This window comes from Halobacterium salinarum DSM 3754 (genome assembly GCF_008124605.1).
Taxonomy (GTDB): domain Archaea; phylum Halobacteriota; class Halobacteria; order Halobacteriales; family Halobacteriaceae; genus Halobacterium; species Halobacterium salinarum.
The window spans coordinates 146,600-165,990 of the sequence record NZ_VRYN01000002.1 but is presented as its reverse complement, the minus strand read 5'-3'; the positions used below and the strand labels follow the sequence as shown (position 1 = coordinate 165,990).

Below are 19,391 nucleotides of genomic sequence, written 5' to 3'. Positions count from 1 at the left end.
AATCACTGGGCTTAAACGTCCCCCCCGAATACCGTGGGACGCAGGGCGCTTAGCTCAGCTTGGACAGAGCACTTGGCTTCGGACCAAGATGCCGCGGGTTCAAATCCTGCAGCGCCCACTCGATTCCTTCCTAAATCGCGTCCAACTCAGGAGCGCGAGCTATGCTTCTCTACTACCTGTGTATACGGGAACCAGGGGTGCCACAAGGGAACGTCTGAATCGGATACCAACACGCACCGGGCTGCGGCGTCTCGCCGTATCCGACTGACGCGCGCCAACTCTGGCTCGCGGAGGTGGTCAGCGTGAGTCTCTGAGTCGTCTGTTACGCCCGCAGACAGCCGAATCGGGAGCGTATCTCTTCGAAGAGCCTCGGGGAGTCGGGGACCTGGTTTCACGGGGTACCGTGAAACTGGTAGACTGCGTGGGGGTGTAAAGATGAAAGTGCAACCAACCCCCCTTTACATACAGCCCATCGCGGGGCGCTCGCCCCGATGGGCCGCGTCCGGTCAGGGTCGGCCTCAAAGCTCTCGACGCTTCGTTGGCACGGGGGCGGGGAGCATCGAGATACGCAGCAGGCGAAAGTCGGCATCACGGACGCTCTATCACATAGACGACTGACATGATTTAAAAGACCAGCGCTAGAATACACTGTATGGGTATCACGAAGCAGGTCTCGATTAGGTCAGATAATTTCATCCCCGGACATCGAGTTTTCGATGAGAGGCCGCATATACTTCATGTTTGTGATATAAAAGTAAACCCAGAAGACAATATGTGGGAATTTGAATATCAGAAAGAGAAAGACGAGATTTCCAGTAGGCACACGAAAGATGTCTATCTCTACATGGAATTGGATGAGAAACAGCACTCCAAACTCACTAGCTTCTTTCTAGAAGAGAAACCCCGTGATTCGAGCCACTCGTTCCACGTAGACATCTCAGGAGATATTATCCAGCAGGTCACCAAACGGCCTGGTGCGGGGACTTCTGATAAGGAGAAGAACAAGTATACGCCCAGCCCAATCCGCTTTGAGGCATTATCTGACCGGGTTGTAATTGAGACGTTCGCTGGGGACAATCCAATCATCCCCTACTACGAGGTGACCCATCACGATACTCCTCAAGATCGGCACAATGTCTCTAGAATTGAGTCGTTCATCCAATCAATGCAGGATGGTGGCTCTACCCCGGGTCTCGAACCTCTACCAACTGAGCTTGTTTCTGAACTTCAGTCAGCTGAATGGGGCGAAGAAGTAAGACACCATCTTCACGAGGGCGACGAGTGTTATAGAAACAGCTTGCTCCATCCCGCTCTCTCCAGCTATATTCACGCGATAGAGTGGGCACTCATCTCGTTCCTTAAAGAGAAAGAAGACGTAGATATCATACAGCAGGAGAAGAATGGCGATCTCTACTACTTCGCTTCGGGCAATTCGATTCTGGGCGAGGTACAGGACACTGGCGAACTATCGCAGAAGTCGATCTCGAGGATCAAGTCGCTCAATAGAGCCGAGAGACGATGGATGGGCCACCACAAGTCGGGAGAAGCTACAAAAGAGGAACTTGACGGCATGAGAGCGAGGCTGACGCAAATTCTGGAAGAACTGTTTGGTACGGATTCTGCTCGGAAGTGAATTAAGGGGCAGGAACGCTGGCTTCATTCCTATAGATTAGATATTTTATCCCGACCGAATCGGGCCATTGACGCGACGTGCTTCGGCCGCCACCGTATCGCTGGCATGGTCGCGGTAAGCATCAAGCTACCCAGTAGGCGAAGCTATTGATTGGAGACCTACTGTGAGAGTTAAAGTAGAAAAATTTCCAAGAGAGGATAGATTCATTAAGTCCTGTTAGCAAACTACGGTAACTTGACATGTAGTATTCTAATAAATTCAGGACAGAAAATATGGCAAGAAGAGCCCTAAGGAGCGATATCTTCGGTATACGGCTTTTCTGCTCACTGCCGGGAGGGGGATTCTTGCAATAGTGGCGGCCATAGGAGGACTCTTCGAGATAGCAGGGCAGATAGCTTCAATCTGTGCGGCCTCCGCAACAGTCTTGCTCGCTTCCCTGACTGCGCAGTATGCCGACCAAACAGAAAAACTCGTCAGCGAAACTGAAAAAGATCGACAGAGCCGTTTGAAGCCCAAAGAGGAAGAGAATAAGAGAGAGGTACACGCCCTTCGGCGAGCGCTGTACGAGGAGATCTACAAAATCCAGTATTTCGAGAGCCTCACGGAGAACTACTCGGTAGGGAATAGCGTATTGGGAATTGCAACACCCAACAAAATCTATGAGTTAAATACATCGAAAATCGGCCTCTTGAGGGTGCTCTTGAAACTTATTTTCATCAATCTATCAGACTCCAACGGTGGCTGGTGAGGACGGTGACGCTCGGAAAGTACGGAAAAAAGCCCTCAGAGTCGGAATGAGATGTTTCGGGAACAGATTGAGAAGCTGGCGGAGGCCCAGAAAAGAGCAATTGAGTCCTTAGAGAGCCATCTGGACGACCCCAAATCTTAGCTCTGTACCACGTCGATTTTCGTTTCTACACAGTAGTTGAGGCTGACCATCTGGGTGCTCAAAACCTTAGCAAGCTCCGGCGTCATATCGGGATACTCCAACGCCTTCTCCTTCGCCCGGCGGTCCTGACGTGCGTGCTCGCAGGCAGCTAGGACCGCGGCGGTCTTTGTGTTCTCGTCAAGGGCGTCCATCGCAGCCTCGTCAAGAGTACTTTCTCAGAGATCGTGGAAGCTTCTTTTTCTATTACTACTAATCACGTCCCAGATTACACTCCGGACTCGATCGTGGTGATTGCCTGCCAAGATTGGATCACGTCGTGATCTACAGAAAGAGCGAGCAAGTAGCGGAACTCAACTCGAAGGGAGCCTACGGGCTGCTCTGGGCTCTGTACATAACTCCCAGACTCGTTTAGAGTGTCCTGTGGGCGCTCGACGAGCCAAGTGCACTGCTCGTACGACAACTCGGCGTCTCCGTGCCCCTCGGACGGCGACTCGTCCGGTCCACCACTGGGTGAAGGTGTGATTACCCCAGCACTTCACCGGGGGAGTTTTAGTGGATCGCGAGTCTGGCCCCTCACATGGGAACTTCCGATGATCTCACCGAAGCCGGCGTTCGGCGCGCTGTCAGACAGGGGGTGGCAGACGCGGGGCTGTCCCTCGTCTCGACCGTTTTCTGGACGATACTGGCCGCCTTCACGGTTCTCGTTGGCCTCCAAGCGGTACAGCTGGCGTTCCACACAACTGGCTTGGCTGCCGTGGCTTTCGCTGCCGTCGGGATACTCGTGACCGGCGCCAGCGGCTATCTGCTCTATCTCCTCCACTGGGCGTGAGACACCTCCCTGTGCAGTGGCCTCTCGGGGTCGCCCTGTGTCGGGGCGATCCCGCATCGCACCGGTCGGGACGGAACGGCAGGCCCGCCTCGGAGACGCCGTGGCCGCGATCCAACCGCGGTGGGGAGCGTGACCCCCCATAGGGACGGGGCGCACGCCCGCCGCCGCTTACGAGGTGTCGAACTGTTCGGCTCGATCCAGGAGCTCCGTGGCCTGGGTTTGCAGTGACTGCGCGCTCTGGGAGATCTCCTGGATGGCGCTGGTCTGCTCTTCGGCGGCGGCCGAGACGTTGCTGGCTTCGCCGGCCGTCTGATCGCTCACGCTGGCGACCTCCTCGACCATGCGTGTGGCTTCCTGGACGGACGCCGCTTGGTCTTCGGTCGCGTCGTTGATCGACTGGATGCCCGCGTTGGCGTCTTCGACGCGATCGACGATGTCCTCCAGCAGCGCGGCGGTGTCCGTGATGGTGTCCTGTCCGTCGCCGACGCGGTCGCGCATCTCGTACATGTCCTCGGCGAGCGCGCTCGTCGATGCCTCGACCTCCGCGATCAGGGATTCGACTTCGTCGGTTGCGGTCGCAGTGTCCTCGGCGAGGGATTTGACCTCGTCGGCGACCACTGCGAACCCGTCCCCGCTGGTGCTCGCGTTCTCGGCCTCGATGGACGCGTTGATCGCGAGCATGTCCGTCTGGGACGCGATGTCGTCGATCATCGTGACGATGTCGCTGATCCGGCCGACCTCCTCCTGGAGGGACTGCATCTCTTCGACGGTCTGCGTGGCCTTGGATTCGATGGCGTCCATCTCCGCGATGGCGTCCGTCGCGGCTGCCTGTCCGTCCTGGCCCATCGCCGCCGCGTCCTCGGCCTGCTGGGCGACGTTGTTCGAGGAGGACGCGATCTCCTCGACGGTCGCCGAGAGGTCCGTCATTTCGCCGGCGGCAGCGGTCAGCTTCTCGTTTTGGTTCTCCGCGCCGGCGGAGATCTGCTCGATGCTTTTCGCCACCGACATACTGGACTGTTCGATCTCGTCGGTTGATGCGGACATCGCGTGGGTTCTGTCGTCGACGGCGTTGGCCGTGGCTTGGATCCGGTCGACAAGGGCTTCCAGCTGCACGAGCATGTCGTTGAACGCCGTGGCGATCTGCGCCAGCGACTCGCGGTCGACGTCCGTATCGAGGCGCTGTGTGAGGTCGCCGTCGGCCGCCTGCTGCATCTGCGTGCTGAAGCGTTCGGCCTGGCGCTCCAGCGAATCGGCAAGCGCCTGGGCCTCCTCGCGGGACTGCTCGGCGTCTCGCTGCGAGCGCTCGGCCTCCTCGCGGGCATCGGTGAGGTCTTCGATGAACGTTTCCAGATCCGTCTGCATCGCCGTGAGCGACTCTCCGAGGGTTCCGGGCACCTCGTCGTCGAGCACGTCGTTGTCGAAGTCCTGTTGGGAGAGCGCGATGGCCTGCCCTTCGACGGTTTGAAGGTACGATTTGATGTCGCGGAACCCCGACCGAACCCGCCCGATCTCGTCGATGCGGCCGTTGTCCTGGATCTCCTGGTCGAGGTTCCCATCGGCGATCGCGGCCGTCTGGGTGGTGATCTCGCGCAGCGAGCCGATCAAGCCCGCCCGGACCACCGCGACGAAGCCGACGAGACCGACGAGGGTCAGCCCCAACAGCACCCAGATGTTCGTTTGCACGTTGTTCGCGATGGCCAGCGCGTCCGATTTGGGTGTCTCCTTGACGACAACCCAGTTGGTGGCGTCGTCCTGGACGGCCGCGAACGCGATGATCGTGTCCTCGGTGACGACCGTGCCACGGTCCTGGGACTCGATGGTTTCGATGACCCCACTGCCGCCGATGCTCTGGTACTGCGTGAGGAACGCCGACTCGTTGCGGTCGAACAACACGTCCCCGGTGGTGTCGCCGACCGCCGTGGTTTTGGTGCCGTTGATCGCGCTCGTGAACCGCTGTGCGCGCTCGCTGGTCCGAACCACCGCGATGAGCAACGCGTCTTCCTCGGGGACCGGGGACGCGTAGGCGACCGACGGCGTGCCGTCGTCGGTGTACATCCAGGTCTGAACGACCGCGTCGGGCGTCTCAAACGAGACGTCCGAGAACGCCTGCTCCTGTGGCCAGACGATGTTCGTGGCGGCGATGCCCGCGCCCTCGAGTTGCCGGTCGGTGCTGGCGCGTATGCTGCCGTTCTGCCGGCCGACGTAGTGGAGGTGTGCGACCTCCGGCGGGAGGAACTCCCGCTCCGTGGCGAGCGTTTGGCGAACCGCGGCGTTGCTGTCGGCGGTCAGGCCGCGGTGTTTCGAGAGCGTGCGGACCGTCGAGCGCTGGGATTGCACCCACTGCTCTAGCGATCCGGCCTCCTGGTCGGCGTTCGTCAGCAGCGTTGCCTGTTGTTGGTCGGTGAGTTGATTCGAGACCGCGGTCTGCGTGACGACACCGGTGACGACGATGCTAACGATCAAGACGGCCGCAAGCACGCTGAACTTCCGGACGTAGCTCCGCCGCACCCAGTCCGGGAGCGTGTCTTCGAGCGTCACGCGCGACACCCCTCGCTGTTGGTGCCCACTCTGTCTGTGCCCATGATACACGCACTCATGGGCGGCGGACTGATAAACACATCACCGACGGCGCGCCTGGGGTCGCCACGCTGTCGCGCACGATCACCCGCTCGTCGACCGCCGTACCGGGGTCACACGAACGCGTCGGTGAACGCTCGGATGCCCTCGGTGGTGCCAGCCACCACCAGCTTGTCCCCGTCCCGGACGCGACTGTTCGGGCCGACCTCAGTGGTGAGCGCACCGTCCCGGTTGATCGCCACGACCGTGCAGCCGGTTCGGGTTCGCACCAACGCATCACCGATGCGCGTCCCCACGAGCCCGGGTGCTGCGGTCCGGACCACCTCGATCTGGCGGTCAAGCGCCAGCACGTCCTCGCCGTCGATGACCGTCGACGCGATCATGCGGCCCGTGACAGCCGCCAACGACAGCACGTAGTCCGCGCCCGCACGGTACATCTTCTGAATGCTGCCGGACTCCTCGACCCGCGCGATCACCTCCGTTGCCGGGCTCAGCTCGCGGATCACCAGCGTCGCGAACTCGGTGAGCGTGTCGTCGGGCAGCGCCAGAATCACCGACCGCGCGTCCTCGATGCCCGCCGCACGCAGCGTCTCCGGCTCCACCGCGTTCCCCACCACATCGACGCCATCAACGTCCGCGCTGGCATCCACGACGGTGTGTGGCACCCCCGCGGTATCCAACTCGTCGGCGATCGACTTGCCGACGTGGCCGTACCCGATTACGAGCGTCTCCCCGCGCTCGAAGCGCCGAAACTCCGACTGCGTGATCTCCATGAGCGCCTCCAGTTGGTCTTTCCGCCCGGTCACCAACAGCACGGTGCCGTCAGTGAGCCGCGTCTCGGGGTCCGGCGGGGTTTCGAACTCGCCGTTGAACCACGCACCCACGACGTTCACACCCGTTCGCTCGCGGATCCCGCTCCGCGCGAGCGTCGTCCCCTGTAGCTCACTGCCCGGATGCACCGGGAACTCCGCCATCTCGAAGCCGTCCCGGATCTCGACGGCGTCCGCCGCGTCCATCGACACCGACATCGTCACCTTGGACGCGAGACTCCGCCCCAGCAGCGGCCGCGGGGACAACACGTCGTCAGCCCCCGCGAGGCGATGGTAGGGAATGCGGTCGGGATCCTCCACGACGCTCACGATCGGTACATCCTCGTTGGCCTCCCGGGCAGCGAGCACGATGCTGGCGTCGACGCGGTCGGACACGTCGGCCACGAGTGCGCGCGCCGACGCCAGGCCAGCGCCACGCAGCCCCGACACCGACTCCGGATCGGCGTGCACAACGTCGACCCCGTCCTCGTAGAGCTCGATCGCCTGCTCGCGGTCGGGTTCGACGATCACGTACGCCACGTCCCGGGATTCGAGATCAGCCACGAGCGCGCCCGCCCGAGACGTGTACGTGCACACGACCACGTGATCGCTGTAGTCGTCGACCACCGTCTGTGGCACCGTCGTCGCGAACGCGTCCTCCATGAGCGGGAACACGAACGCCGGCAGCGCCATGAAGATCAACGCGACCCCGGTGAGGTCCATGACCGCCACGAACACGTTCATCTCCGGGGTCGCCCACGGCGCGTCGGACCCATACCCCGTCGTCGTGAACGTCTCCACCACCACCCGGAACGAATGCACGAACGTCTTCGGGTCGCCCTCGAACAGCCGCATCCCGTAGTAGTAGCCCACAGCGAACGCCGCCATCAACCCCAGCAGGCCGAGCGAGTAGGCGGCGGTGCGCCGTTGCCACTTGTTCATGCACGTGTCGTCACACCCACCCCATTAAACGCCACCGAGAACGCAGTCACAGACGGCGCCTCCGGTGTCGGCTCCCCGCAATAAAGAACACCGCACAGCGAACCGCACCGACTCGCCGGCTTACTCGCTCGGCGCCGGCATCCGCCCGCGGTCACCCGTCACCAGGTAGTCCGCGAGGTTGCCCACCAGCACTTCGTTGTCGGCGACGTACGTCCAGTCCGGATCCAGCACCGACGAATCACCGAGCGCCACGATGTTGCCGGTCCGCGCCAGCACGCCGTACGCGTCGGCGTCCCGGGTGGTCGTCAACTCCGTCTCCGAGTCGGTCTGCAACAACACGTTGTTGCCGGTGACCGGTGCCGCCTGATGCACGACGACGCTGTCGACACCCGCGGTGAGGTCACTACTCCCGGTCGGAGCGGCGTCGATGTTCGCGTGGTTGTTCACGTTGTCCGTGGTGTCGTACAGGTACCCGGAGCCGACCGTCAGCCCGTACTGCGACAACACCGGCGTGAACTCGGCCGCCGACCGGCCGGACCGACCGAACCCGCCGATCCCGAGCAGTCCGCCGCCACCGCCGGACTCCGGTTCGCCCGCTGCAAGCACGCGACCACCGGCGTCCACGAACGCCGACACGCCGTCGGCCTCAGCCGGCTTGAACCGGTTATCGGGGGCCAGCGAAACGAACGCGTCGGCGCCCCGAAGCGTCTTGTTCAGCTGCTCGCCGCTCGGCCCACGGTCGGGCCCGTAGAACCGAACCTCGTGGCCGTTCTCGGTGAGCGTGTTGATCAGTGGCCGCAGCTGGAACTCGCCGACGCCGTTCCCGTGGGCTTCGTCGATGACGACGACTTTCCCGCTGGTTGTCGCCGACATCTCGATCTGCCCCTCCTCGACGGGCTGCGTGGCGATGTTCGGCGAGTCGTGGCCCGGCACCGACAGCTCTCCTGCGGAGAACGATCCGCTACCGCCAGCGATCATGCTCGGCCCCACGATGGCCGCCGCAACGATGACCGCGACGAGCACGAACGCGCCGATCCGAGATGTCATATCAGCAGGACGCATTTTGGATCACCTCCAGGTCAGGCCCCGCCTGTGGAGCGTATGCAAGGTATTCGTTGGTACAGAACTCCGACGCCGAGACGGCGTTCGCCGCCCCCGTATCGGAGTTGCCGCCGATGATGCTGAGGAGCCCGCCGAGACCGCCCGGGCTCCGGTACACGACGCCGTAGTTCTGCACGCTCGCGCGGTCGGCGGCGTCCGCGATCGCCGCGTCGAGGCCGCCGATCTCGTCGGCGAGCCCGATCTCGACGGCCTTGTTGCCGGCGTAGATCTGCGCCCGGCCGATCGTCTCACGGTCGACCGTGAGGTCGTCGCCGCGCTCGTTCATCACCACGTCGAGGAACGACTGCCGGAAGGTCGCGGCACGCGCGCGAGCCTTGTCAGCCGGGCCGGTCGTCCCTTTGTCCGGCGCGGATTTCCACCGCGAGGGGACGCCGTTGTTCTCCGACACGGAACTGATCACGCCAACGCTGCCAACGAGCGAGCTCGGCGTGACGTAGATCTTGTCAGTCGGCGCGATCGTGTAGTAGCCGCCCGAGGCTGCCGGGCCTCGGACGCTTGTCACGACCGGCTTCTCCTGTGCGAGCCGTTTCACCGCGCGGTACTGCACCTCGCTGCCTGAGACAGCGCCGCCCGGGCTGGACACCCGGAGCACGACCGCGTCGATCGAGTCGTTTCCACGGATCGATCGCAGTTCCTTGGCTACCGCGTCGCCTGTCCCACCAGTGATCGCCGATTCGATGTTAACGACCGCGACCGAGTTCTCCGGGCCACTGTCGGACCCCGACTGGAGCGCAACCCCGCCGACGCCGCCAACGATGGCGGCGACGACGATGATGAACGTCCAACTGGTCGCAAGCGTTTTTGCGTGTTTGTCGATTGGATTCGTCATTGTAGTCGATGCACCGTCTGTCGAAACCAAGACGGCGTTCACTCCGTCCAACACGGCCAACTGTCTTAAACGCGCCCACCGGCTCGCAGGACCTGCAAACCCGACGCCGGTCCGTCACAATCATATACCCCCGTCTCAGCGGGCGGGAGCCACCGGCCACGCGGGCCGGCACTCTGACCGCGGCTACCCCCGTGTGATGTGGTCGGCAGCGGCGAGCCCGGCTTCGACGGCGGCGTGGACCCGGCCGTCGCCGGCCACCCAGTCACCCGCGACGTGCAGCCCCGCCTCCCGGGCGGCGTCCACGGGCGCGCCCGCAACGGCGTCGTTGGGGATCGCGTACCGCCACCCCTGGGTGTCCGTCCAGTCGGGGTCGGCCAGCCGGTCGTCGTCGAGCAGGACGCCGGCGGCGCGGGCCGCCACCGTAGCCTGCTTGCTGGCGGGGTGGTCGTAGTGCTCCCGCGACCAGTCGGGAGCCATCTGCACGATCAGGATCTCCTCGCCGTCCGGAACGTGGCCGGCCTTGCAGGCCTCCCGTGAGAGCCACCCGATGTCGTGGCCGTCGTCGGTGTTCACTAGTCCGTACCACTCCCGGTCCAGCTCGAAGGGATAGTGTAGGACGGCGGTGACGATGCTCCGGTAGGACACGTCGGCGGCCGCCGCCCGGAGCGCGTCCCGGCGGTCGTCCGCCCAGTCGGTGCTCGACAGCAGCGTGGCTGTCTGTGGGGCGGGCGGCGTCAGCAACACGTCGTCGAAGCCAGTGTGTCGAGTTCCGCCGTCGGTCGCCACGGTCCAGTCGCCGTCGTCGGTGCGTGCGAGCGTCTCGACGCGTGTCTCCGTTTGGACGGTGGCGTCGGTCGCCGCGAACAGCCGCTTTGCGAGCTGTGTGATGCCCGCCTCCCACGTCCACTTCGGGTCGTCGTCGCCCCGCCCCGGCGAGAGCTCGCCGTCCCCAGTGAACGTCCACACAGGCGCGGTCACGTCCACGAGTCCGTCGTCACCGAGCGCGTGGACGAGCTCCGCGACCGGGCCGTCACCGGGTTTCACGTAGTTCGCACCGTGGTCGTAGCGACAGCCGTCCTTGCGCCGGGTCGCGGCCCGCCCACAGACGCCCCGGGACTTCTCGAAGACGGTGATCTCGCGGTCAGCCTCCCGGAGCCCGTACGCGGCCGCCGCGCCCGCGGGACCAGCGCCGACGATTGCCAGCGAATCCATACGCTGTGTTGGCGCTCGCCCGTCAAAAACCCAGGCAGCCAATGGTCAGAAGAGAAAACGGTATGGGGGAGCCTCCTGTCACCGATGATCATGAAAGTACGAATCGGCGTCGGTGCGACGGACGCGGAGGCCAGCGCGGTCGCGGCCGCACTCGCGGCACACGTCAGCGACGACGTTGCGGTGTATCTGGGCGACGCCGACGAGCCGGCAGCAGTCCACGAGCCCGAGCCCCCTGCCGACGACAGCGCCGACGCCGACGACCTCGGGCCGACCGAGCGCGAGGAGGTGCTCCGCGAGGAGATCGCGGACATCCTCGACGGCGGCCCCGAGAAGTACAAACAGCGCCTGCCCGAGCAGGACAAACTGTTCGTCCGCGACCGCCTCGCCCTCTGGTTCGGCGACGACGACGACGGCGACGACGATCTCCTCTTCGAGGACGGCAGGTTCGCGCATTTCGACGGCTGGCATCCCAACAGCCCCGATGTCGACGAGGCAGACGACGGCACTCGGGTCCCGGCCGACGGGCTCATCACGGGCGCGGCGGATTTCGACGGCCGGGACCTCCACTTCATGGCCAACGACTTCACCGTGAAAGCGGGGTCGATGGCCGAGCGCGGCGTCGAGAAGTTCCTCCGCATGCAGCAGCGCGCGCTCAAGACCGGCAAACCCGTGTTGTACCTGATGGACTCCTCGGGGGGGCGCATCGACCAGCAGTCGGGGTTCTTCGCGAACCGCGAAGGCATCGGCAAATACTACTTCAATCACTCCCGGCTCTCCGGCCGCGTCCCCCAGATCTGCGTGCTGTACGGCCCCTGTATCGCCGGGGCAGCGTACACGCCGGTGTTCGCGGACTTCACGATCATGGTCGAGGGGATGTCCGCGATGGCCATCGCCAGCCCCCGGATGGTGGAGATGGTGACCGGCGAGCAGATCGAGATGCAGGACCTCGGCGGCCCGCAGGTGCACGCCGAGCAGTCCGGCAGCGCCGACCTGGTCGCCCGCGACGAGGACCACGCCCGCGAGCTGGTCGCGGACCTCGTGCAGTACCTCCCCGACAACAGCGACGAGAAACCGCCCAGTCAGCCGGCGAAGCCGCCAGCGAAGCCGCCCAAGGGCATCGACGGCCTGATCCCGGAGGCACCGAACCGCGCCTACGACATGCACGACCTCATCGGCCGCGTGGTCGATCAGGACTCCTTTTTCGAGTTGCGGCCCGAGTACGGTGCCGAGATCCTGACGGGGTACGCGCGCATCGACGGCCGCACGGTCGGCATCGTCGCGAACCAGCCCGCCCAGCGCGCCGGCGCCATCTTCCCGGACGCCGCCGAGAAGGCCGCGGAGTTCGTCTGGAAGTCCGACGCCTACAACATCCCGTTGCTGTACCTCTGTGACACGCCCGGCTTCATGCCGGGGTCGTCCGTCGAGAAAGACGCCATCCTGGAGAAAGGCAAGAAGATGATCTACGCCACCAGCGAGGCCACCGTCCCGAAGCAGTCCGTCGTGGTGCGGAAGGCCTACGGCGCCGGCATCTACGCGATGTCCGGGCCCGCCTACGACCCCGAGTCCACCATCGCACTCCCATCCGGCGAGATCGGGATCATGGGGCCCGAAGCCGCGATCAACGCCGTCTACGCGAACAAGCTCGACGCCATCGACGACCCCGAGGAGCGCAAACAGCGCGAGCAGGAGCTCCGCGAGGCGTACCGCGAGGACATCGACGCCCACCGGATGGCCTCCGAGACGGTCATCGACGAGATCGTGCCGCCCTCCGAACTCCGGACTGAACTCTCGAACCGGTTCAGCTTCTACGAGGACGTGGAGAAAGACCGCCCGTCGAAGAAACACGGCACCATCCTGTAGTCGGCACTGTCCGGCCGCCTACTCGCCTCGAAGTGCGCCCACGAGCACCGCCAGCGCAAGCCCGGTCAGCCCCACGTCACGGGCGACCACGTCCCCGAACAGCCCCGTGTCGACCCAGACGACGGCGAGGTACACGGTCGTCACGGCGAGCGAGCCGGCCGCGACGAGCGCCGCGAACGCCGTACAGCGGTCCGCGAGGAGGAGCGCGGCGAACCCGAGTTCGAGGTAGCCGTTCGCCAGCATGAACGTCGTCGAGGAGACGACGAGCAGGGGGGCCAGCCAGTCCGTGACGTAGACGGTCCAGCCCGCGGGGTCGATGAGTTTGTGCGCGCCCGCCGCGACGAGCATGAGGCCCAGTCCCACGCGGGCGAGCGTCGCCGGTGCGGGTGCGCGCTCGGCGAGGCTGCTCGCGCGGCCGCCGAGCGCGTCGGCGCGGTCGCGTGCAGTCACGGGTTCAGTCCCCGGTCGCGTCGTGTGCGCGCTTCAGCGAGAGAACGGTGCGCTCGAACTCGCAGACCAGCGGTTCGTCCTCGCGGTTGACGGCGAACACCTCGACGCGCATCGTGACGACGCCGCGCTCGCCGTCGCTGGTCTCGCGCTTGTCGGTGACCGTCGACTGCACTCGGATGGTGTCGCCGTGGAACACCGGCGCCGGGTGCTCCACGTCGTCGTAGGAGAGGTTCGCGACGATGGTGCCGTCGGTCGTTTCGGGGATGGTGATGCCGACGGCCAGACTCATCGTGTAGAGGCCGTTGACGATTCGCTCGCCGAACTGCGTTTCGGACGCGAACGCGGCGTCCAGATGCAGCGGCTGCTGGTTCATCGTCATGTCACAGAACTCCTGGTTGTCCGCCTCCGAGACCGTGCGCCGGGTGGCGTGCTCGATCGTCTCCCCGACCTCGAAGCCCTCGTAGTAGCGGCCTGTCATGCCCGGGAGGTGGACGCCACCCGTCAAAGTCGCTCCGGAAACGTACAAGATGGGGGCCGCCGTCGTCGTGCACATGACCCGACGCAGCGTGCTGTTCTCGCCGGGCGACCAGCCCAGCCTGATGCGGAAGGCACCGACCACGGGGGCCGATGTGGTGGTTTTCGACCTCGAAGACGCCGTCGCGCCAGCCCGCAAAGGCGACGCGCGGCGCGCGGTCAGCGACCTGCTCACGGCCGCCGACTTCGACCCCGACTGTGAGGTCTGTGTGCGCGTCAACCCCGTCGGATCGGGCGCGGGCGACGACGTGGACGCGGTCCTCTCGGGGGGCGGCTTCGATTCGGTGGTGGTCCCGAAGGTGACCGACGCCGACGACGTGGCGACGGTCGACAGCCTGCTCGCCGAGCACGACGCCACATCGCCGGTGCTCGCGCTCGTGGAGTCGGCGGCGGGCGTGCTGAACGCCCACGAGATCGCAGCCGCAGGCCCCACGGACGCGCTGGTGTTCGGTGCCGAAGACCTCTCTGCGGACATCGGGGCCACCCGGACGGACGAGGGGACGGAGGTGTTGTACGCCCGCGAGCGCGTCGTGCTCGCGGCGAGCGCGGCTGGCGTGGACGCCATCGACACCGTTCACACTGCCATCGAGGACCCCAGTGCCGTCGCCGCCGACGCGCGGTTCGCGGCCGACCTGGGGTTCGACGGGAAGCTGGCGATTCACCCGGCGCAGGTCGACCCGATCAACGACGCGTACACGCCCACCGAGGCCGACACCGCGTGGGCGACCCGCGTGCTCGACGCCGCAGCCGACTCCGACGCGGGGGTGTTCCGCGTGGACGGCGAGATGATCGACGCGCCGCTCATCGCGCAGGCCGAACGAATCATGCGACGGGCGCGGGCCGCGGACAACTGATTGGGCGCTGACGCTTCCGGCGGGGATGATCCGTCATGCTTATTCGTTGAGTTTGAAAGTGGCTTAGATATGCCGGAAGCCAACCCATTCGAGAGCCTGCAGGAACAGCTCGACGACGCCGGCGAGTTCCTCGACGTCAACGCGGACGTTCTCGAACGCCTGAAACACCCGGAGCGCGTCCTCGAAACGACGCTCTCCGTGGAGATGGACGACGGGACGATTGAGACGTTCAAAGCCTTCCGTTCGCAGTTCAACGGGGACCGCGGCCCCTACAAGGGCGGCATTCGCTACCACCCGGGCGTCACCCGCGACGAGGTGAAAGCGCTCTCGGGATGGATGGTGTACAAGACCGCCGTCGCAGACATCCCGTACGGCGGCGGGAAGGGCGGGATCATCCTCGACCCAGAGGAGTACTCCGACAGCGAGCTCGAACGCATCACACGCGCGTTCGCCACGGAACTCCGCCCGTTCATCGGCGAGGACAAAGACGTGCCCGCACCCGACGTGAACACGGGCCAGCGCGAGATGAACTGGATCAAAGACACCTACGAAACCCTCGAAGACACCACCGCGCCCGGTGTCATCACGGGGAAGGCGCTTGAGAACGGCGGCAGCGAGGGCCGGGTGAACGCCACCGGGCGCTCCACGATGTTCGCCGCCCGCGAGGTGTTCGACTACCTCGATCGGGACCTCAGTGACGCCACCGTCGCCGTCCAAGGCTACGGCAACGCCGGCAGCGTCGCCGCGAAGCTCATCGCCGACCAGGGCGCGGACGTGGTCGCCGTCTCGGACTCCTCGGGCGCGGTCCACAACCCCGACGGGCTGGACACGCGCGCGGTCAAAGCATTCAAGACGGAGACCGGCAGTGTCTCCGGCTACGAGGGTGCCACCGAGGAGCTCTCGAACGAGGCCCTGCTCACGATGGACGTCGATCTCCTCGTGCCCGCGGCGCTAGAAAACGCCATCGACGAGGACCTCGCCCACGACGTCGACGCCGACGTCGTCGTCGAGGCGGCCAACGGCCCGCTCACCCCCGACGCCGACGACGTGCTCACCGAGCGCGGCGTCACCGTCGTCCCGGACATCCTCGCGAACGCGGGCGGCGTCACCGTCTCGTACTTCGAGTGGGTGCAGAACCGCCAGCGCTTCCAGTGGACCGAGGACCGCGTCAACGAGGAGCTTGAGGCCATCATCACGGACGCCTTCGACGCGATGACCGACGCCCACGAGGACGCCGGCACGCCGAACCTCCGCACCGCCGCCTACGTGGTCGCCGTCCAGCGCGTCGTCGACGCCTACGAGGGCAGCGGTAGCTGGCCCTGAGAACGGCCGTAACTACCAGCTTCGTCCGCGGCGTCCCTGTCCGTGTCCGGCGCGCTTCCGGGTGTCGCATAACTGGGCCGGCGACCGGAGCGACGCCGATACCCGGGCGCACAGCGGCGGCCGCTACAGGTAGCCTTCGGCCGCGAGCCGATCGACTGCCGCTTCGAGGCGGTCGGTGCTCGCCGCGTAGGAGAGTCGCGCGTAGCCGGGCGCGCCGAACGCCGATCCGGGCACGGTTGCGACGTGGGCGTCTTTGAGCGCGTCCTGGCACCACGCCTGGTCGTCGTCGGCGACCGGCAGCATCAGGTAGAACGCGCCGTCGGGCGTCGAGACGTCGGTGCCGTGCTCGGCGAACAGGTCCACGAGCAGGTCCCGCCGCGATTCGAAGGCGGCGACCATCTCGTCGATGGCGTCGTCGGTGTGCCGGATGGCTTCGACGCCGGCGCGCTGGATGAAGTTCGCGGCCGACGAGACGGAGTGTGACTGCACCTTCCCGGCCTGATCGACGAGCGCCTCGGGGCCGGCGAGGTAGCCGAGTCGCCACCCGGTCATCGAGTACGCCTTCGAGAACCCGTTGATGGTGACCGTGCGCTCGAACATTCCATCGAGGCCCGCGAGGCTCACGTGCGCCGGGCCGTAGTTGACGCGCTGGTAGATCTCGTCGGAGATCACCGTGATGTCGTGGTCGACGGCGAGATCGCGAACGCCCTCCATGGCCGCCCGCGAGTACACCGCACCCGTCGGGTTGCTCGGGGAGTTCACCACCAGCAACTCGGTGTCGTCGGAGACCGCGTCCGCGAGGTCGTCGAGTGCCGGCTCCAACTGGAAGTCGTGGGGCGCGAGGTCGACGCGGTTCAGCTCGCCGCCCGCGAGCTTCGCCATCGCCTCGTAGGACACCCACGCCGGGTCCAGCAACGCGACCTCGTCGCCCTCGTCGACGACCGCCTGAAACGTCTCGTAGAGCGCCTGCTTCGCGCCCGGGGTCACGATGACGTTGCCCGCCTCGTAGTCGAGGCCGTCGCCCTGCAGCTTCTCCGCGATCGCGTCCCGGAGTTCGGGCACGCCGTTGGACGGCGCGTAGCCGGTGTGGCCGGCGTCCATCGCCGCCTTCCCGGCGTCCACGATGCTCTCCGGCGTGTCGAAGTCGGGTTCGCCCACGGACAGATCGACCACGTCGACGCCGTCGGCTTCCAGTTCGCTCGCGAGAGTGCTCACCGCGAGGGTTGCGCTCGGTTCAACGCTCGTGACTCTGGTGCTGAAGTTCATAGTTCCTGGGTCAGACTGACCGCGCTTTCGACCGCCGCCGCGCCTTTCTCCACACGCTCTCGGGCTTCCGCGCCGGACATGCCGGGGCCGGACACGCCGAACGTCACGGGCGTGTCGCGTTCGAGGCTCACGTCGGTGAGCGTGTCGGCGGTCGCGCTGGCGATCACGTGATCGTGGTCCGTGTCGCCGGTGACGATCGCGCCGACGACCGCCACGGCGTCGATGTCGTCGCGGCGCGCGAGCCGGTCGGCCGCCAGCGGCGAATCGTACGCCCCCGGCACGTGTACCGTGTCCGTGATCGCCGCGTCGGCGTCGGCGGCCGCCTCCCGCGCCGCCGCCTCCATCCGTTCGGTGACGCTGCGGTTGAACTCCGCAACCACCAGCCCGAGCCGTGTCATACCAGTCCTATCTTCGGGCGTGGACTAATGCCTACCGCTCCCGCCCTCCAGCAACACGCAACACTTGTATGCGCGCCGATCCGTCCCACGGACAACATGGACTCGACGGGACGCGACCGCCGTGTCGTGGTTGCCGGCGCGGTCGCCGCCGTGGTTGCGGGTGCGCTCGCCGCGCGCCTCGCCGGGCTGGGCGCGCGGCCGTTCCACGCCGACGAGGCGCGCGTCGGGTACTGGATCCTCGACTACCACGCGACCGGCGCGTGGTCGTATCGGCCGATCGTTCACGGGCCGTTCCTGTTCCACGTCAACGACGCGCTGTTCGGTCTGTTCGGGGCGTCAGACGCGGTCGCGCGCGCCCCGGTGGCGGTCGTCGGCGGGCTCCTGCCCGGCGTCGCGTGGCTGTTCCGGGGGCGACTCGACGACACCGAGGTCATCGCGCTCGCCGGCCTGCTCGCGTTCACCCCCACGCTGGTGTACTACTCGCGGTTCATGCGCAGCGACGTGCTCGTGGCGGCGTTCAGCCTCGCTGCGGTCGGGTTCGCGGTCCGCGCCCACGACACCGGACGCCGCTGGCTGCTCCCGGTCGCCGCGGGGTGGCTCGCGCTCGCGCTCACGGCCAAGGAGAACGCCCTCGTCTACGCCGCCATGTTCGCGGGGGCGGGCGCGCTCGTCGCGGATCGCCGGCTGCTCACCGCCAACCCCCGGGGGCTGTCCTGGACGCAGTCGCTGCAGGCCGGTGTCACACGGGCCGCCCGCGGATTCTGGGCGTGGCGGCGCACGCTCGCGGCGTCCGCGGTGGTTGCGGGTGCCGTGTTCGTCGCGTTCTACACCCCTCGGCCGGTCGCGGGCGGACTCGGCGCTGCTCCCACCCGGCTTCCGTCCGCCGTCGCCGCCGGGTCCGCCGACGCCGCCCACGCCCTCTGGCAGACGTGGGTCGTCGACGGGGTCGACCGCGACCACAGCTACATCGCGTACCTGGTGGCCGCCCTGCGCACGCTGGCCACGACCGCCGTCGTGGTCGCGGGCGGTGGCGTGCTCGGGTTCCTCGCGGAGCGGTACGCCGCCGACACTCCCCGGCCGCTCGTGCTGTTCGCGGGCTACTGGGGGCTCGCCTCGGTCGTCGTGTACCCCGCGATCACGACCGTGGCGGGCGCGTGGTCGGTGACCCACGCGGTGGTGCCGCTCGCGATCCCGGCGGCCGTCGGCATCGCCGCCGTCGTCCGCACGGGACACAGCGCGGTTGCGTCCCGGGACACGGTGAACGCCGCGCTCGCGGGCCTGGTGTTGCTGGCCGCCGTCGCACAGGTCGGCGTGGTGGCGGCCGAAACCAGCTACGTGACGCCACAGGCCGGCGACAACCCGCTGGTGCAGCCCGGCCAACCGACCAGCGACATGCACCCGGGCCTGGAATCGGCGGCGTCGGTGCTGGGGCCGTCGACCCGCGGTGACCCGGCGGCCGAGCGCGGTGCCGGTGTCGTGTACGTCGGCGACCAGTTCGCCGTCTCGTCGCCGTTCGACCGCGGAGACCCCGCACGCGTTGCGGGCACGTCGTGGTTCGACCGCCTCCCGCTACCGTGGTATCTCGAGCGCGCCAACGCCACCGTCACGTCGACGCCCCGCCCCGACGCGGTCGTGTCGTGTGACACGGCCGCCGGCACCGCCTCGCTCTGTGACGCGCCCGTGGTGATCGCGCCCGCCACCCACTACGACGAACTCGCACCCACGCTCGGTGACCGCGGCTACGATAGCGTCACCTACGAACTCGACGCCGATGGGCCGATCATCGTGGTGTTCGTGGACACGACAGCGCCCGGATACGAACCGCCAACGCCCAACAAGTAACCAGGTTCGTGTATACTTCTCG

General features: G+C 66.1%; 17 protein-coding genes and 1 tRNA gene. 8 read left to right on the top strand and 10 right to left on the bottom strand.

The genetic code is table 11. From position 1 onward, the window contains the following. Positions 1–43 precede the first annotated feature (43 nt). The 3 genes from APQ99_RS05905 to APQ99_RS05895 all read left to right on the top strand — a co-directional run bounded on the left by APQ99_RS05905 (position 44) and on the right by APQ99_RS05895 (position 2,381). Positions 44–118: transfer RNA gene (locus APQ99_RS05905), tRNA-Arg, on the top strand. Between the two features lie 534 nt (positions 119–652). After that, the gene (locus APQ99_RS05900; RefSeq protein ID WP_010902415.1) at positions 653–1,633 is read left to right on the top strand and encodes a hypothetical protein; all 981 of its coding nucleotides are present in this window, start codon (positions 653–655) and stop codon (positions 1,631–1,633) included. A gap of 352 nt (positions 1,634–1,985) precedes the next feature. Beyond that, positions 1,986–2,381 carry a hypothetical protein gene (locus APQ99_RS05895; RefSeq protein WP_012289193.1) on the top strand — a complete coding sequence of 132 codons (396 nt, stop codon included), beginning with the start codon at positions 1,986–1,988 and terminating at the stop codon, positions 2,379–2,381. A gap of 137 nt (positions 2,382–2,518) precedes the next feature. On the opposite strand, the gene APQ99_RS05890 is transcribed toward APQ99_RS05895, so the two are convergent. Continuing rightward, positions 2,519–2,713 (bottom strand): DUF7692 domain-containing protein, encoded by a 195-nt coding sequence (locus tag APQ99_RS05890; protein WP_010902416.1) that lies wholly within the window; start codon positions 2,711–2,713, stop codon positions 2,519–2,521. Between the two features lie 386 nt (positions 2,714–3,099). Here APQ99_RS05890 and APQ99_RS05885 point away from each other — a divergent pair, with 386 nt between their 5' ends. Further along, the gene (locus APQ99_RS05885; protein WP_012289194.1) at positions 3,100–3,351 is read left to right on the top strand and encodes a hypothetical protein; all 252 of its coding nucleotides are present in this window, start codon (positions 3,100–3,102) and stop codon (positions 3,349–3,351) included. A 168-nt stretch (positions 3,352–3,519) separates the two neighbouring features. Here the strand turns inward: APQ99_RS05885 and APQ99_RS05880 are convergent, their stop codons facing one another. The 5 genes from APQ99_RS05880 to APQ99_RS05860 form a co-directional block, all read right to left on the bottom strand. After that, the gene (locus tag APQ99_RS05880; protein ID WP_197535906.1) at positions 3,520–5,889 is read right to left on the bottom strand and encodes a methyl-accepting chemotaxis protein; all 2,370 of its coding nucleotides are present in this window, start codon (positions 5,887–5,889) and stop codon (positions 3,520–3,522) included. Between the two features lie 152 nt (positions 5,890–6,041). Continuing rightward, positions 6,042–7,679, bottom strand: a complete 1,638-nt coding sequence (locus APQ99_RS05875) for a potassium channel family protein (protein WP_010902419.1) — start codon at positions 7,677–7,679, stop codon at positions 6,042–6,044. Positions 7,680–7,799: 120 nt separating this feature from the next. Next, positions 7,800–8,741, bottom strand: a complete 942-nt coding sequence (locus tag APQ99_RS05870) for a hypothetical protein (RefSeq protein WP_136361095.1) — start codon at positions 8,739–8,741, stop codon at positions 7,800–7,802. Further along, a complete protein-coding gene (locus tag APQ99_RS05865; protein ID WP_010902421.1) occupies positions 8,728–9,630 on the bottom strand; it encodes a S49 family peptidase in 903 nt (300 codons plus the stop codon). Before APQ99_RS05865 ends, APQ99_RS05870 begins: the two co-directional genes overlap by 14 nt. Positions 9,631–9,813: 183 nt before the next feature. Then, entirely contained in the window at positions 9,814–10,842 is a 1,029-nt protein-coding gene (locus tag APQ99_RS05860) for an NAD(P)/FAD-dependent oxidoreductase (protein ID WP_010902422.1), read from the bottom strand. A gap of 90 nt (positions 10,843–10,932) precedes the next feature. On the opposite strand from APQ99_RS05860, the gene APQ99_RS05855 reads away from it, so the two are divergent. After that, the gene (locus tag APQ99_RS05855; protein ID WP_049892595.1) at positions 10,933–12,702 is read left to right on the top strand and encodes an acyl-CoA carboxylase subunit beta; all 1,770 of its coding nucleotides are present in this window, start codon (positions 10,933–10,935) and stop codon (positions 12,700–12,702) included. Positions 12,703–12,720: 18 nt separating this feature from the next. On the opposite strand, the gene APQ99_RS05850 is transcribed toward APQ99_RS05855, so the two are convergent. Both APQ99_RS05850 and APQ99_RS05845 read right to left on the bottom strand, forming a co-directional pair. After that, positions 12,721–13,152, bottom strand: a complete 432-nt coding sequence (locus tag APQ99_RS05850) for a DoxX family membrane protein (RefSeq protein ID WP_081422747.1) — start codon at positions 13,150–13,152, stop codon at positions 12,721–12,723. A gap of 4 nt (positions 13,153–13,156) precedes the next feature. Further along, the gene (locus APQ99_RS05845) at positions 13,157–13,630 is read right to left on the bottom strand and encodes a MaoC family dehydratase (protein ID WP_010902425.1); all 474 of its coding nucleotides are present in this window, start codon (positions 13,628–13,630) and stop codon (positions 13,157–13,159) included. A gap of 73 nt (positions 13,631–13,703) precedes the next feature. Here APQ99_RS05845 and APQ99_RS05840 point away from each other — a divergent pair, with 73 nt between their 5' ends. Beyond that, entirely contained in the window at positions 13,704–14,540 is an 837-nt protein-coding gene (locus tag APQ99_RS05840; protein ID WP_012289197.1) for an HpcH/HpaI aldolase/citrate lyase family protein, read from the top strand. 69 nt (positions 14,541–14,609) lie between these two features. Further along, complete coding sequence (gdhA1, locus tag APQ99_RS05835; RefSeq protein ID WP_012289198.1) at positions 14,610–15,863, top strand: NADP-specific glutamate dehydrogenase GdhA1; 1,254 nt, start codon at positions 14,610–14,612, stop codon at positions 15,861–15,863. Positions 15,864–15,986: 123 nt separating this feature from the next. Here the strand turns inward: gdhA1 and APQ99_RS05830 are convergent, their stop codons facing one another. Both APQ99_RS05830 and ribH read right to left on the bottom strand, forming a co-directional pair. After that, a complete protein-coding gene (locus tag APQ99_RS05830; RefSeq protein WP_010902428.1) occupies positions 15,987–17,129 on the bottom strand; it encodes a pyridoxal phosphate-dependent aminotransferase in 1,143 nt (380 codons plus the stop codon). Further along, positions 17,126–17,527, bottom strand: coding sequence for a 6,7-dimethyl-8-ribityllumazine synthase (gene ribH, locus APQ99_RS05825; RefSeq protein WP_010902429.1), 402 nt, complete (start codon positions 17,525–17,527; stop codon positions 17,126–17,128). The genes APQ99_RS05830 and ribH overlap by 4 nt, the downstream gene beginning before the upstream one ends. Before the next feature lie 96 nt (positions 17,528–17,623). On the opposite strand from ribH, the gene APQ99_RS05820 reads away from it, so the two are divergent. Further along, complete coding sequence (locus APQ99_RS05820; protein WP_227970913.1) at positions 17,624–19,369, top strand: flippase activity-associated protein Agl23; 1,746 nt, start codon at positions 17,624–17,626, stop codon at positions 19,367–19,369. Positions 19,370–19,391 lie beyond the last annotated feature (22 nt).

Excerpts from the sequence above, each read along its gene's own strand:
- APQ99_RS05900 (WP_010902415.1), top strand. The coding sequence starts at position 653 with ATGGGTATCACGAAGCAGGTCTCGATTAGGTCAGATAATTTCATCCCC.
- APQ99_RS05890 (WP_010902416.1), bottom strand. The coding sequence starts at position 2,713 with ATGGACGCCCTTGACGAGAACACAAAGACCGCCGCGGTCCTAGCTGCC.
- APQ99_RS05885 (WP_012289194.1), top strand. The coding sequence starts at position 3,100 with ATGGGAACTTCCGATGATCTCACCGAAGCCGGCGTTCGGCGCGCTGTC.
- APQ99_RS05875 (WP_010902419.1), bottom strand. The coding sequence starts at position 7,679 with ATGAACAAGTGGCAACGGCGCACCGCCGCCTACTCGCTCGGCCTGCTG.
- APQ99_RS05870 (WP_136361095.1), bottom strand. The coding sequence starts at position 8,741 with ATGCGTCCTGCTGATATGACATCTCGGATCGGCGCGTTCGTGCTCGTC.
- APQ99_RS05865 (WP_010902421.1), bottom strand. The coding sequence starts at position 9,630 with ATGACGAATCCAATCGACAAACACGCAAAAACGCTTGCGACCAGTTGG.
- APQ99_RS05860 (WP_010902422.1), bottom strand. The coding sequence starts at position 10,842 with ATGGATTCGCTGGCAATCGTCGGCGCTGGTCCCGCGGGCGCGGCGGCC.
- APQ99_RS05855 (WP_049892595.1), top strand. The coding sequence starts at position 10,933 with ATGAAAGTACGAATCGGCGTCGGTGCGACGGACGCGGAGGCCAGCGCG.
- APQ99_RS05845 (WP_010902425.1), bottom strand. The coding sequence starts at position 13,630 with ATGACAGGCCGCTACTACGAGGGCTTCGAGGTCGGGGAGACGATCGAG.
- APQ99_RS05840 (WP_012289197.1), top strand. The coding sequence starts at position 13,704 with ATGACCCGACGCAGCGTGCTGTTCTCGCCGGGCGACCAGCCCAGCCTG.
- gdhA1 (WP_012289198.1), top strand. The coding sequence starts at position 14,610 with ATGCCGGAAGCCAACCCATTCGAGAGCCTGCAGGAACAGCTCGACGAC.
- APQ99_RS05830 (WP_010902428.1), bottom strand. The coding sequence starts at position 17,129 with ATGAACTTCAGCACCAGAGTCACGAGCGTTGAACCGAGCGCAACCCTC.
- ribH (WP_010902429.1), bottom strand. The coding sequence starts at position 17,527 with ATGACACGGCTCGGGCTGGTGGTTGCGGAGTTCAACCGCAGCGTCACC.
- APQ99_RS05820 (WP_227970913.1), top strand. The coding sequence starts at position 17,624 with ATGGACTCGACGGGACGCGACCGCCGTGTCGTGGTTGCCGGCGCGGTC.